10 protein-coding genes and 1 tRNA gene are annotated in these 13,082 nt (G+C 64.6%); 6 read left to right on the top strand and 5 right to left on the bottom strand.

Going from position 1 to position 13,082, the window contains the following annotated elements; all coding sequences use genetic code 11:
• Window positions 1-97 precede the first annotated feature (97 nt).
• The gene (locus CLM60_RS14180; RefSeq protein ID WP_095589785.1) at window positions 98-574 is read left to right on the top strand and encodes a DUF1203 domain-containing protein; all 477 of its coding nucleotides are present in this window, start codon (window positions 98-100) and stop codon (window positions 572-574) included.
• Here the strand turns inward: CLM60_RS14180 and trpE are convergent.
• The 5 genes from trpE to fabI form a co-directional block, all read right to left on the bottom strand.
• On the bottom strand, window positions 571-2,088 hold the full coding sequence (gene trpE, locus CLM60_RS14175; RefSeq protein WP_095589784.1) for an anthranilate synthase component I: 1,518 nt from the start codon (window positions 2,086-2,088) through the stop codon (window positions 571-573). The genes CLM60_RS14180 and trpE overlap by 4 nt on opposite strands.
• 7 nt (window positions 2,089-2,095) lie before the next feature.
• On the bottom strand, window positions 2,096-3,937 hold the full coding sequence (locus tag CLM60_RS14170) for a peptidylprolyl isomerase (RefSeq protein ID WP_095589783.1): 1,842 nt from the start codon (window positions 3,935-3,937) through the stop codon (window positions 2,096-2,098).
• A 67-nt stretch (window positions 3,938-4,004) separates the two neighbouring features.
• The gene (locus tag CLM60_RS14165; protein WP_095589782.1) at window positions 4,005-5,180 is read right to left on the bottom strand and encodes an aminotransferase; all 1,176 of its coding nucleotides are present in this window, start codon (window positions 5,178-5,180) and stop codon (window positions 4,005-4,007) included.
• 60 nt (window positions 5,181-5,240) lie between these two features.
• The gene (gpt, locus tag CLM60_RS14160) at window positions 5,241-5,747 is read right to left on the bottom strand and encodes a xanthine phosphoribosyltransferase (RefSeq protein WP_095589781.1); all 507 of its coding nucleotides are present in this window, start codon (window positions 5,745-5,747) and stop codon (window positions 5,241-5,243) included.
• 25 nt (window positions 5,748-5,772) lie between these two features.
• Window positions 5,773-6,579, bottom strand: a complete 807-nt coding sequence (gene fabI / locus CLM60_RS14155) for an enoyl-ACP reductase FabI (protein WP_095589780.1) — start codon at window positions 6,577-6,579, stop codon at window positions 5,773-5,775.
• Window positions 6,580-6,753: 174 nt separating this feature from the next.
• On the opposite strand from fabI, the gene pdxH reads away from it, so the two are divergent.
• From pdxH to CLM60_RS14130, 5 genes are all read left to right on the top strand, one after another.
• Complete coding sequence (gene pdxH, locus CLM60_RS14150; RefSeq protein WP_095589779.1) at window positions 6,754-7,359, top strand: pyridoxamine 5'-phosphate oxidase; 606 nt, start codon at window positions 6,754-6,756, stop codon at window positions 7,357-7,359.
• 123 nt (window positions 7,360-7,482) lie between these two features.
• On the top strand, window positions 7,483-8,016 hold the full coding sequence (locus CLM60_RS14145) for a cold-shock protein (RefSeq protein WP_095589778.1): 534 nt from the start codon (window positions 7,483-7,485) through the stop codon (window positions 8,014-8,016).
• Window positions 7,989-8,486, top strand: coding sequence for a DUF192 domain-containing protein (locus tag CLM60_RS14140; RefSeq protein ID WP_095589777.1), 498 nt, complete (start codon window positions 7,989-7,991; stop codon window positions 8,484-8,486). The genes CLM60_RS14145 and CLM60_RS14140 overlap by 28 nt, the downstream gene beginning before the upstream one ends.
• Window positions 8,487-8,552: 66 nt before the next feature.
• Window positions 8,553-8,629, top strand: a tRNA-Pro gene (locus CLM60_RS14135).
• A gap of 586 nt (window positions 8,630-9,215) precedes the next feature.
• On the top strand, window positions 9,216-12,902 hold the full coding sequence (locus tag CLM60_RS14130) for a vitamin B12-dependent ribonucleotide reductase (RefSeq protein WP_095589776.1): 3,687 nt from the start codon (window positions 9,216-9,218) through the stop codon (window positions 12,900-12,902).
• The last annotated feature ends 180 nt before the right edge of the window (window positions 12,903-13,082 follow it).

Genomic DNA, 13,082 nt, shown 5'->3' with positions numbered 1-13,082 from the left:
ACCTGTCCGCCCCGCGGGCAATCCCGCAGGATCCGGGTCGCCCGCCCGCGCGCCCCGGCGCATCCTGTCACGGCCCACAAGACAGGACCGCCAGACCATGACATTCCAGATCCACGCCCTTGACTATGCGCCCTTTGCGGCGCTTTTCGATCTGTCCGATGCGGCGCTGGCCGAACGCGGTGCGCGCCGGGTTCGGGCCGATGCCGATCCCGGCTATCCCTGTCGGGTCAGCCTGCGGGACGCGGCGGTGGGCGAGGAGCTGATCCTGACGAATTACCGGCATCTGGATGTCGCCTCGCCCTATGCCGCGACGCATGCGATCTTTGTCCGCAAGGGCGCGATCCGGGCCACGCCGCGCCCCGGCGCGCTGCCGCAGGTGCTGACGCGGCGGGTGCTGTCGCTGCGCGCTTTCGACATGGCAGGGTTCATGGCAGAGGCCGATATCACCGACGGCGCCGGGCTGCGTCACAGGCTGGAGGCGATGCTGGCCGGTCCCGGCGTGGCCTTTGTCGATATACACAACGCCAAACAGGGCTGTTTCGCCGCGCGCGCGACACGCGCCGCGGTGGGCTAGCCGTTGCCGGTGCCGCCGAACAGGCCTGCATCCTCGGCCGCGCGGCGCAAGGCTTTGGATTTGTTGACGGTTTCCTGATATTCGGCCTCGGGGTCGCTGTCATAGACGACGCCGCCGCCGGCCTGGATATAAAGCGCCTCGTCCTTCAGGACGGCGGTGCGCAGGGCGATGCACATGTCCATCTCGCCATTGGCGGCGAAATAGCCCACGCCGCCGCCATAGACGCCGCGCTTCTCGGGTTCCAACTCGTCGATGATCTCCATCGCGCGGACCTTGGGCGCGCCCGACACGGTGCCCGCGGGCAGACCCGCCAGCAGCGCCGACAGGGCATCCTGACCATCCGCGATTTCGCCCACCACGTTGCTGACGATATGCATCACGTGGCTGTAGCGTTCGATGATGAATTTCTCGGTCGGGTGGACGGTGCCGATCTTGGCCACGCGGCCCACATCGTTGCGGCCCAGATCCAGCAGCATCAGATGCTCGGCCAGTTCCTTCTTGTCGGCCAGCAGGTCGGCCTCCAGCGCGCGGTCCTCTTCCGGTGTCTTGCCGCGCGGGCGGGTCCCGGCGATGGGGCGGATCGTGACCTCGCCCTCGCGCAGGCGGACCAGAATCTCGGGGCTGGCGCCCACCACCTGAAACCCGCCGAAATTGAAATAGAACATGAAGGGCGAGGGGTTGGTGCGCCGCAGGCTGCGATAAAGCGAAAACGGCGGCAGCTTGAAATCCTGTTTCCAGCGCTGCGCCGGAACCACCTGAAAGATATCGCCCGCGCGGATATATTCCTTGGCCTTTTCGACCGCGGCCATATAGCCCGCCTTGGTGAAATTCGACACCGGTTCGCCCACCGGCGCCAGATCGCCCAGATCGCGGCTGGCATCGGGGGGCACACGGTCCAGATCGCGCAGCGCGTTCATCACCCGCTCGGCCGCCTGGTTATAGGCCGCCTTGGCCGACACGCCATCGCGCACCCAGGCCGGCGAGACCAGCGTGACCTCGCCCTTCACCCCGTCCAGCACCGCCACGACCGTGGGCCGCATCAGCACCGCATCGGGCAGGCCCAGCGGATCGGGGTTCACATCTGGCAGGTGTTCGACCAGCCGGATCATGTCATAGCCCAGATAGCCGAACAGCCCTGCCGCGCTGGCGGGCAGATCGTCGGGCATCGTGTCGATATGGCATTCGGCCAGCAGCGCCCGCAGCGTGTCCAGCGGCGCGCCGTCCAGCGCCTCGAACGCGTCCGGGTCGATCTGTGCCTGGCGGTTCAGGCGGCTGGTGGTGCCGCGACATTCCCAGATCAGGTCGGGGTTCATCCCCACCATGGAATAGCGCCCGCGCACCTCGCCCCCGGTCACCGATTCCAGGATGAAGCTGTCCTTGCGCGCCGCCGCCAGCTTCAGCATCAGGCTGACCGGCGTGTCCAGATCGGCCGCCAGCCGGGCATAGATCAGCTGGTTGCGCCCCGCGTTGTACCCGTCGGCAAAGGCGTCGAAAGAGGGGATGATACGTGCCATTCGGGGCCTATTGGAATTGCGCGTGCACGGCGTTGATCGCCGCCTGATCCAGCGTCAGGCCTGCGTTCTGGCGCAGGTACTGGACATAGTAATCCAGCACATCCTGGCTCAGCGCCTGCGCCGTCTGCTGTTCGATCTGCTGTTGCAGGAATTGCGAGATCGGGTCGTCGTCATCGGGCGGCGATACCGCGTCCAGACGCGCCAGATAGATCCGCCCGCTGTCGGTCACGATGGTGCTGTCGCCGGGGTCCAGCGCAAACAGCGGATCGGACAGGGCCTGCGGGGTCACCGCGCCACGGGTCAGGTCGGTCATGGTTTCGTGGTCGACCTCCAGCGTGGCCAGGTCGGCGCCGCCGTCCAGTTGCGCCTTCAGCGCCTCGGCCCGTTCGGTCAGGGCGCGTGTCAGCTCCTGTTGCTGCCAGCCCTCGATCGCGGTGTCGCGCATGTCGGCCAGCGCCTGCAGGGCAGGGGCCACGATTTCGTTCAGCCGCATCGCGAAGATGCCGCCATCGTCCAGCTCGACCAGTTCGGGGAAATCGCCCGGCTGGGCGGCGGCCGCGGCGTCGCGGAACGCCTCGTACCCCGCGATCCCGTCGCCCAGATCCGGATGCCAGGCGATCTGGTCCAGCCGCAGTTCGGTCTCGTCGGTCAGCTCTTCCAGCGTGGCGCCCGCGGCCAGCCGGTCATCCACATCGCCCATCATGTCGGAAATGACCCGGCGCGCCTTGTCCAGCGCGGCCTCGGCCTGCAACTCGCCGCGCGCCTCGTCAAAGGGAACGTCGCGGGCGGCCAGAATGGCGTTCATCCGAAACAGCGCCGGGCCCAGATCGGTGTCCTGCGGTTCGGTCACGCCCGGACCGTCCAGCGCAAAGACAGCCGCCCCCGCGGCGCCCAGATCCGTGGCCGCCACATCGCCCAGGTCGATATCCGACAGCGCCAGGCCGCGTTCGGCCACCAGATCCTCGAACGTGATCTCGTCGGCATCCAGCCGCGCCTTGGCGGCGGCGGCGTCCTCGGTGGTGGCAAAGACCAGCCGTTCGACCAGGCGCCGCTCGGGCTGCTGGTAATCGGCGATCCGCTCGTCATAAAGCGCGCGCAGGGCGTCCTCCTCGACCTCGACCGTGTCGACGATCATGTCGGGCGTCAGCCAGGCATAGGTGATGTCCAGCGTCTCGGGCGTGGTGAACGCAGCCGGGTTCGCCTCGTAGAACGCCTGCAGCGCGGCATCGTCGGGCGTGCCCACGGGGGCCTCCAGCGTGTCCTCGGTCACCTCGATCAGGGTATAGCTGCGGCGTTCGGCGAAATAGCTGTAAAGCGCCCCGGTATAGGCATCGGGCGTCGCCACCCCGGTCAGGACCGCGCCCTGCAACAGGTTGCGCGCCACATCCTTGCGCAGCTGGGCTTCGAACTGTGCCTCGGTCTGGCCCGCGCGCTGCAGCGTCGCGCGATAGGCCTCGCGGTCGAACTGGCCGTCGATGCCTTGAAAGGCGGAGACCTGCAACACCTCGCGCCGGACCTCTTCATCGCCCACCGACAGGCCCAGATCGCCGGTTTCATTGTCCAGCGTCGCGCGGTCGATGACGGTGCGCTGGATCGCGCCGGTCAGCCCGCTTTGCTGGGCCTGGGCAAAGGAAAACGGCGCGCCGGAGCGCTGCTGCTGCGCCGCGATTTCCGATTGCAGGGCGCGGGCGTAATCGTCCACGCTGATCGGCTCGTCGCCCACCGATCCGATGCTGCGCACCGATCCGCCGAAATTGCTGATGCCGAAGCCCCCCAGCCCGATGATCAGCAGGATCAGGATGATCCAAACCGCCATGTCACTGGTTTTCTTGCCAAGCGAGCGCGCCATGCTGTTGCCCTGTCTCAAACCTCTGATTGGGCGGATGTGTAGTGGCTTGGCGGCGGGGCCGCAAGCGTCATGGCGCGACCGCGGCCAGCCGGTCGATCAGGGTCGCGATCCCGTCGCGGTCGATATTGGCAAAGGCCACGCGCAATTGGCCCGCCCCACCGGCCGCGCCCGCCGGCATGAACATGGTGCCCGGCAGCAGCAGAACACCGGCCTGCCGCACCAGCCAGGGCGCCAGCGCGTCCGATCCCATGTCGAACGGATGCTGGAAATAGGCGAAATAGGCCCCCACACCCAACAGCGTCCAGCCCGGCAGCCGCGCCGCGTTCTGTTCGACCGCCGCCCGGCGCGCCAGGATCTCGCCCCGCTCGCCCGCCAGCCAGTCGCCCAGGTTCCGCATCCCCCAAAGCGCCGCATATTGCCCGGTCTGCGCGGTGCAGATCTGCACCGTGTCCTGGAATTTCTCGACCTGCGCCAGCCGCGCGGGGCTGGCCACGATCGCGCCCACCCGGTGCCCGGTCAGGCGATAGGCCTTGGAAAAGGAATACAGATGGATCAGCGTGTCGTCCCAGTCGGGATCGGCAAACAGCCCGTGCGGCGCGCCATCGCGGCTCAGGAAATCGCGATAGGTCTCGTCCACGATCAACGCAATCCCGCGCGCCCGCGCCAGATCGCGGAACGCCGCCAGCAGATCGGCGGGATATTCGCTGCCACAGGGGTTGTTGGGCGTGACCAGCACGATGGCCCGCGTGCGCGGCCCGATCAGCGCCGCCGCCGCATCGGGGTCGGGCAACATGCCCGCGCCACAGGGCAGGGGGACCGCATGGACCCCGGTCATGTCCAGCCACATCTTGTGGTTGAAATACCATGGCGTCGGCAGGATCACCTGATCGCCGGGCCCCGCCAGCGTGGCCATCGTGGCACAGAACGCCTGGTTGCAGCCGGCGGTGATCGCCACCTGCGCCTCGGCGATCGCGCCGCCATAGATCCGGCTCCAATCCGCGGCCAGCTGCGCCCGCAACGCGGGCAGACCCAGCACCGGCCCGTAAAGATGTGCCTGCGGCTCTTCCATCACCACCCGCGCCAGCTCGGCGCGCAACCCCTCGGGCGGCGGCGCCACCGGCGCGGCCTGACTCACATTGATCAGCGGCCGGTCAGAGGGGAAATCCACCCCCTCCAGCCAGCGCCGCGCTTCCATCACGGGCGGCGCAAACGTGTCACGGACATTGGGATTGAAACGCTGCATGGGCTTTCTTCTTGGTGCAAATATCCCGGGGGTGCGGGGGCTGGCCCCCGCGGATCTCACTCAGTCGGTACCGCGATAGGGCTCGACATATTGCAACGCCATATCCCACGGGAAAAAGATCCAGGTGTCCTGGCTGACCTCGGTGATGAACGTGTCGACCATCGGCCGCCCCTTGGGCTTGGCATAAACGGTGGCGAAATGGGCGTTGGGGTACAGCTCGCGCACCAGCTCCAGCGTCTTGCCGCTGTCCACCAGATCGTCGATCACCAGAATGCCGGTCCCGTCGCCCATCATGTCGGCATCCGGCGCCTTCAGCACCTTGGCATCCATCTGCGCCTGATGATTATAGGATTTCACGCTGATCGTATCGATCACCCGCACATCCAGCTCGCGCGCGATGATCATCGCGGGCGCCATCCCGCCCCGGGTGATGGCAACAATCGCGCGCCAGGCGCCGTCATCGGGGCCATGGCCGTCCAGCCGCCAGGCCAGCGCGCGGCTGTCGCGGTGGATCTGGTCCCAGCTGATGTGAAAGCCCTTTTCATGGGGCAGGCGCGTGTCGCTCATGGTCTTGTCCTCTCTGCCGGACGGCTCAGCCCTTGGTGATGTCGGGCGCATCCACCGCCTTCATGCCCACCACGTGATACCCCGCATCCACATGCAGCACCTCGCCCGTCACGCCCGAGCCCAGGTCCGACAGCAGATAAAGCGCCGATTTGCCCACATCGTCGATGGTCACGTTGCGCCGCAGGGGCGAGTTGTATTCGTTCCACTTCATGATGTAGCGGAAATCGCCGATACCCGATGCCGCCAGCGTCTTGATCGGCCCGGCGCTGATCGCGTTCACACGGATGCCGCTCTTGCCCAGATCCTCGGCCAGGTAACGCACGCTCGCCTCAAGCCCTGCCTTGGCCACGCCCATCACGTTGTAATGCGGCATCACGCGCTCGGCCCCGTAATAGGTCAGCGTCAGGCAGGATCCGCCCTCGGCCATCAGCTTTTCGGCCCGGTTCACCACGGCGGTGAAGGAATAGACCGAAATATCCATCGTCATCAGGAAATTGTCGCGCGTGGTGTCGACATAGCGGCCGCGCAGCTCTTCCTTGTCGGAAAATCCGATGGCATGAACGATGAAATCCAGCTTGCCCCAGCGGGCCTCCAGCTCGGCAAACAGCGCATCGACCGACGCCATGTCCGACACGTCGCAGGGCAGGACCATGTCCGAGCCAAGCTGCTCGGCCAGCGGCACCACGCGCTTCTTAAGCTGTTTCCCCTGATAGGAAAAAGCCAGCTCGGCCCCTTGTGCGGCACAGGCTTGCGCAATGCCCCAGGCGATGGATTTATCGTTGGCAAGCCCCATGATCAGGCCGCGTTTTCCATCCATGAATTTATCCGACATCCGATGCCCCGTGATCGCTGGTAAAATGTGGTCGATCTTTAGGCCAATTGATTTGTTGCTTCAAGGGTATCGACACCGAAGCAGATGACGTTACGTTCCATTTGACCTATGGTGGCCCATATTGTTTTGACCGCCCGGTCAAAAAGCAGGCGCTGAATTGGTGGGAGAGCCCGCATGTCCGCAAGGAATGCACCGTTTTCGGGGGACGACCCCTTTGTGTTGGCCCGGTCGTGGCTGGACGAGGCCGTGGCGACAGAGCCCAACGACCCCAACGCCATCGCGCTGTCGACGGTCGATGCCGATGGTCTGCCCAATGTGCGCATGGTCCTGCTGAAGGAAATCGAGGACGACGCCTTCGTTTTCTATACCAATTACGAAAGCCGCAAGGCGCAGGAAATTGCGTTCGCGGGCAAGGCGGCGTTTGTGCTACACTGGAAATCTCTGCGGCGGCAGATCCGCGTGCGGGGGGTGACCGAACGCGAAGAGGGACCACAGGCGGACGCATATTTTGCATCCCGGTCCCTGAAAAGCCGTCTGGGGGCCTGGGCATCGCGGCAATCGCAGCCCCTGTCCTCGCGCGGGGCCCTGATGGCCGAGGTTGCGGCGGTGACGGCGCAGCACGGCACACATCCGCCCCGCCCCCCGTTTTGGGGGGGCTATCGCCTCAGGCCGCTGGAAATTGAGTTCTGGGCTGATGGCGCGTTCCGGTTGCATGACCGGTTCCGCTGGCAGCGCGAAAATATTGAAACCGATTGGAGCATCGAGCGCCTATACCCGTGATATTCGCGCTTCGTGAATTGAAAACACGCATAAAAAACGCCGAAATTAAGCTTGAAGTCTCGGCGGCGTCTGTCACAAGTGGGGCTGGGGATGCAAAGAGAACAAAAAACGTGTGACGACAAGATGAGCGAGAAGGAAGAAACAGGCACGCGCACGATTTCGGGGCGCGTGAAGTGGTTCGATCCTGCAAAGGGATTTGGATTCGTCGTCGCCGAGGAGGGCGGACCGGACATTCTTTTGCACGCAAACGTTCTGAGGAATTTCGGTCAGAGCTCGGTTGCGGATTCCGCAGGGATCGAAGTGCGTATCCAGCAGACGGATCGCGGTATTCAGGCGACCCATGTGCTGCGGATCGACCCGCCCGAAAGCGACGAGTCGGCGCCGCTGGCCGATCTGGCCACTGCCGATTCCGCCGAACTGGCGGCCGCGCCGCTGGAACCTGCGCGGGTGAAATGGTTCGACAAGGCCAAGGGGTTCGGCTTTGCCAATGTCTTCGGCAGCTCCGAGGATGTCTTTGTCCATATCGAGGTTCTGCGCCGCTCCGGGCTGGCCGATCTGCAACCGGGCGAGGCCGTGGGCCTGCGTGTGGTCGATGGCAAGCGCGGGCGCATGGCGACGATGGTGTGTTCATGGGAAACCGCGATTTCCGAAAGCTGAGGCATGGCGCCGCGGCGGCCGCGTTGTGGCTGGCCGCGGCCGGTGTGGGCGCGGCGCAAGCCTGCGATCCCGCCGTTGCGCAACTTAAGGGCGATTGGGGGCAGGCCCGGTTTGCGGTCGAGGTCGCCGATGACGCCACCGAACGCGCCCGCGGGCTGATGGACCGCACCCATATGCCATCCGGCAGCGGCATGTTGTTCGTCTATGACCGGCCGCAGCGCGTGGCGTTCTGGATGCGCAACACGCTGATCCCCCTGGACATGATCTTTCTGGACGCGACCGGCACCGTGCGCAGGGTACATCACCGCGCCGTACCGCTGGACGAAACCCCGATCGACGGCGGGGACGGCGTGTTCGCGGTGCTGGAAATCAATGGCGGTCTGGCCGAACGGGTGGGCATCGCCGAAGGCAGCGTGATGCGCCACCCGGCCTTTGCCGCCCCCGACGCCGCCTGGCCCTGCGCCGACTGACCGGCGCGGCATATTCGCGGTGTTTGCTCTTTCCATTCCCGCGCCCTGCGGCTAGGAACATCCCGACGGGGCGTAGCGCAGCCTGGTAGCGCGACGGTTTTGGGTACCGTAGGTCGCAAGTTCGAATCTTGCCGTCCCGACCAACGAACAGTTTGAACGAATACATCCGTCGTGTCGGATCACGGTCGGCCCAGGGTATTTCATGGCGTGGTTCGCAAGCAGATGTGGCCCGTCTGATTGGCTTGCCGATTGTCGGTCCCACGGCTTCGGGGGTCGAACGCAATGAATAGACAACCTTCGCCAGCGCCCAGTCACGTTCGATGGATGAACATGGTCCAACCGCTGTATATAGTGGTCAGGCTCGTCCGGCACACATTGTGTGGGATCTGCAACAGCCCTGTGGATGAATCGGGCGGGTGTCGCGGACGACAGATGGCCCCCATCCGGTCAAGAAAAAAAACTTCACTTTCCGTGAACTTTTTCCGTTGACCTGAGCCCGCGTTCTACGCCAATTTGTGTTGGCCGGTGGGCGTGACACAATATCTAGTGGCGCCGCTGGGGCGGAAGGCAACGACATCGCGAATGGTACCGGGATTACCCGGCCACGGGCTGCTTTGCAGCGCGGCCGAATGTCGACTGTCCGTTCCACGCCGGCACGACACACTAGGGTCAGGCGTAACGTCGTCGGGGCCCGCGGGATTAGAAAAGTCTTGCGACGGGGCAGAAAAAATGAAGATCGAACGTAATTTCACCAAGGCAAAAACCGGCGCTTACGGTGCGCTGGAATTCACCCTGACCGCGTCGGAGATTCGCAATCCCGATGGCTCGCTGGTCTTTGGGCTCGACAATGTCGAGGTGCCGGTCAGCTGGAGCCAGGTCGCATCCGATGTGATCGCCCAGAAATATTTCCGCAAGGCCGGCGTTCCCGCCCGCCTGAAGAAGGTCAAGGAAAAGGACGTCCCGGAATTCCTGTGGCGGTCGGTGCCGGACGAGGCGGCGCTGGCCAAGCTGCCCGAGGCCGAACGTTTTGGCGGCGAGACCTCGGCCAAGCAGGTCTTTGACCGTCTGGCCGGCGCCTGGGCCTATTGGGGCTGGAAAGGTGGCTATTTCACCGCCGAGGAAGACGCGCGCGCCTATTTCGACGAGATGCGCTATATGCTTGCGACGCAGCGCGCGGCGCCGAACAGCCCGCAATGGTTCAACACCGGCCTGCACTGGGCCTATGGCATCGACGGTCCCAGCCAGGGCCACTTCTATGTCGATTACAAGACCGGCAAGCTGGTCAAATCGAAATCGGCTTACGAACATCCGCAGCCCCATGCCTGCTTCATCCAGTCGGTCAGCGATGATCTGGTGAACGAGGGCGGCATCATGGACCTGTGGGTCCGCGAGGCGCGGCTGTTCAAATACGGCTCGGGCACCGGCACCAACTTCTCGTCGCTGCGCGCCGAGGGCGAGGCGCTGTCGGGTGGCGGCAAATCCAGCGGCCTGATGGGCTTTCTGAAGATCGGCGACCGCGCGGCGGGCGCGATCAAGTCGGGCGGCACCACGCGCCGCGCGGCCAAGATGGTGATCTGCGACGCCGACCACCCCGATATCGAGGAATTCATCAACTGGAAGGTCAAGGAAGAGCAGAAGGTTGCCAGCCTTGTCGCCGGGTCCAAGATGCACGAGGCGCAGCTGAACCAGATCTTTGCGGCGATCCGCGAATGGGACGGCTCGGGCGAGGATGCGGTCGATCCGGCCAAGAACCCCAGCCTGAAATCCGCGATCCGTGCGGCGAAAAAGCTTTCGATCCCCGAGGCTTACGTGAAGCGCGTGCTGGATTACGCCAAGCAGGGCTATGCCAGCATCGAATTCCCGACCTATGACACCGACTGGGACAGTGAAGCCTATAGCACCGTGTCGGGCCAGAACTCGAACAACTCGGTCCGGGTGACGGATGCCTTCCTGCAGGCGGTCAAGGACGACGCCGATTGGGAGCTGATCCGCCGCATCGACGGCAAGGTCGCCAAGACCATCAAGGCGCGCGAGCTGTGGGAACAGATCGGCCATGCCGCCTGGGCCTGTGCCGATCCGGGCATCCAGTATCACGACACGGTCAACGCCTGGCACACCTGCCCCGAAGACGGGCCGATCCGCGGCTCGAACCCGTGCTCGGAATACATGTTCCTGGACGACACCGCCTGTAACCTGGCGTCGATGAACCTGCTGACCTTCTGGAAGGACGGGCAGTTCCAGGCCGACGATTACATGCACGCCACCCGGCTGTGGACGCTGACGCTGGAAATCAGCGTGATGATGGCGCAATTCCCGTCCAAGGAAATCGCGCAGCTTTCCTATGACTTCCGCACGCTTGGTCTGGGCTATGCCAATATCGGCGGTCTGCTGATGAACATGGGCCTGGGCTATGACAGCGACCAGGGCCGGGCGATGGGCGGCGCGCTGACCGCGCTGATGACCGGTGTCAGCTATGCGACCTCGGCCGAGATCGCGGGCGAACTGGGCGCTTTCCCCAGCTATGACCGGAACGCCCAGCACATGCTGCGCGTGATCCGCAACCACCGCAACGCGGCCTATGGCAACACCGACGGGTACGAGAAACTGGCCGTGAAGCCGGTGGCGCTGGACCATGACAATTGCCCCGACAGCCGCCTGATCGACCTTGCCATGGGCGCTTGGGACGAGGCGCTGAGCCTGGGCGAACAGCATGGCTATCGCAACGCGCAGGCCACCGTGATCGCGCCGACCGGCACGATCGGTCTGGTGATGGATTGCGACACCACCGGGATCGAACCCGATTTCGCGCTGGTGAAATTCAAGAAACTGGCCGGGGGCGGCTATTTCAAGATCATCAACCGCTCGGTCCCCGCGGCCCTGGAAAAACTGGGCTATGGCAGCGCGCAGATCGAGGAAATCGTGGGCTATGCCGTGGGTCACGGCACGCTGGGCAACGCGCCGGGGATCAACCACACCTCGCTCGTCGGGCATGGGTTCGGCCAGAACGAGCTGGACAAGATCGAAGCGGCGCTGCCGTCGGCCTTTGACATCCGGTTCGTGTTCAACCAGTGGACCTTGGGCGAAGAGTTTTGCCAGAACGTGCTGGGCATCCCGGCCGAAAAGCTGAACGACCCCACCTTCGACATGCTGCGGCACCTGGGCTACAGCAAGGCCGATATCGAAGCCGCGAACGACCATGTCTGCGGGACGATGACGCTGGAAGGGGCGCCGCATCTGGACCCCAAGCATTACCACGTCTTCGATTGCGCCAACCCCTGCGGCAAGAAGGGCAAGCGCTTCCTGTCGGTCGACAGCCACATCAAGATGATGGGCGCGGCGCAAAGCTTCATCTCGGGCGCGATCTCGAAAACCGTGAACATGCCCAATGACGCGACGATCGAGGATTGCCAAAGCGCATACGAGCTGTCCTGGCAGCTGGGCATCAAGGCCAATGCGCTGTACCGCGACGGATCAAAACTGAGCCAGCCGCTGGCCACCGCCCTGGTCGAGGACGATGAAGAGGCCGAAGAGATCCTCGAAAACGGCTCGATGCAGGAAAAGGCCGCCGTGCTGGCCGAGAAGATCGTCGAGAAGGTGATCGTCAAGGAAATCGTCCGCAGCCACCGCGAGAAGCTGCCCGAGCGCCGCAAGGGCTATACCCAGAAGGCCATCGTCGGCGGGCACAAGGTGTACCTGCGCACCGGCGAATACAAGGACGGCTCGCTGGGCGAGATCTTCATCGACATGCACAAGGAAGGCGCGGGCTTCCGGGCGATGATGAACAACTTCGCCATCGCGGTGTCGGTCGGTCTGCAATACGGTGTGCCACTGGAGGAGTTTGTCGAGGCCTTCACCTTCACCCGGTTCGAACCGGCGGGCATGGTGCAGGGCAATGACAGCATCAAGAACGCGACCTCGATCCTGGATTATATCTTCCGCGAGCTGGCGATTTCGTACCTGGACCGCACCGATCTGGCCCATGTGAAGCCCGACGGACAATCGTTCGACGAGCTGGGCCGGGGCGAGGAAGAGGGCAAGCCCAACGTGTCGGACGTGTCCGAGGCCGCGGCGAGCCAGTCGCTGGAGTGGCTGAAACAGGTGTCGTCGACCGGGTATCTGCGCAAACGCGTGCCGCAGGAGCTGGTGGTGCTGAACGGCGGCGTGGGGGCCACGGCCTTGTCCACCGGGACCGACGCCACCGCCGCGCTGCAAACGCTGGTGCCCGAAACCGCCGCCGAAACGGTGCAGGTCACCACGGCCGTGGCCACCGGCACCGTCACCATGGACGCCCGCGCCAAGGCCAAGATGCAGGGCTACGAGGGCGACCCGTGCGGCGATTGCGGCAACTACACGCTGGTGCGCAACGGCACCTGCATGAAGTGCAACACATGCGGGGCGACCTCTGGGTGCTCCTGAACAGTCAACGGGGCGGGTGCGCTCGCCCCTGACGCGGATAAGGCCGCAGGCAACAAACCGGGCGGTAAACAAAGAGTGAGCCTTATCAGCGAAACTGGGGTGTCTTCGGACACCCCTTTTTCTTTGCCGCATATGGGGTTGTGCAAATTTCAGGCATCTGGCCCCGGACCGTGGTCCACC

The organism is Actibacterium ureilyticum, from assembly GCF_002285435.1.
Classification (GTDB): Bacteria; Pseudomonadota; Alphaproteobacteria; order Rhodobacterales; family Rhodobacteraceae; genus Actibacterium_C; species Actibacterium_C ureilyticum.
The sequence above is the reverse complement of the archived record's forward strand: the minus strand, read 5'-3'. Positions and strand labels throughout refer to the sequence as shown.

Bases quoted from the DNA above. Each gene is read 5' to 3' on its own strand.
- CLM60_RS14140 (WP_095589777.1), top strand. From the start codon at position 7,989: ATGGGAAACCGCGATTTCCGAAAGCTGAGGCATGGCGCCGCGGCGGCC.
- CLM60_RS14145 (WP_095589778.1), top strand. From the start codon at position 7,483: ATGAGCGAGAAGGAAGAAACAGGCACGCGCACGATTTCGGGGCGCGTG.
- CLM60_RS14165 (WP_095589782.1), bottom strand. From the start codon at position 5,180: ATGCAGCGTTTCAATCCCAATGTCCGTGACACGTTTGCGCCGCCCGTG.
- fabI (WP_095589780.1), bottom strand. From the start codon at position 6,579: ATGTCGGATAAATTCATGGATGGAAAACGCGGCCTGATCATGGGGCTT.
- pdxH (WP_095589779.1), top strand. From the start codon at position 6,754: ATGTCCGCAAGGAATGCACCGTTTTCGGGGGACGACCCCTTTGTGTTG.
- CLM60_RS14170 (WP_095589783.1), bottom strand. From the start codon at position 3,937: ATGGCGCGCTCGCTTGGCAAGAAAACCAGTGACATGGCGGTTTGGATC.
- gpt (WP_095589781.1), bottom strand. From the start codon at position 5,747: ATGAGCGACACGCGCCTGCCCCATGAAAAGGGCTTTCACATCAGCTGG.
- CLM60_RS14180 (WP_095589785.1), top strand. From the start codon at position 98: ATGACATTCCAGATCCACGCCCTTGACTATGCGCCCTTTGCGGCGCTT.
- trpE (WP_095589784.1), bottom strand. From the start codon at position 2,088: ATGGCACGTATCATCCCCTCTTTCGACGCCTTTGCCGACGGGTACAAC.
- CLM60_RS14130 (WP_095589776.1), top strand. From the start codon at position 9,216: ATGAAGATCGAACGTAATTTCACCAAGGCAAAAACCGGCGCTTACGGT.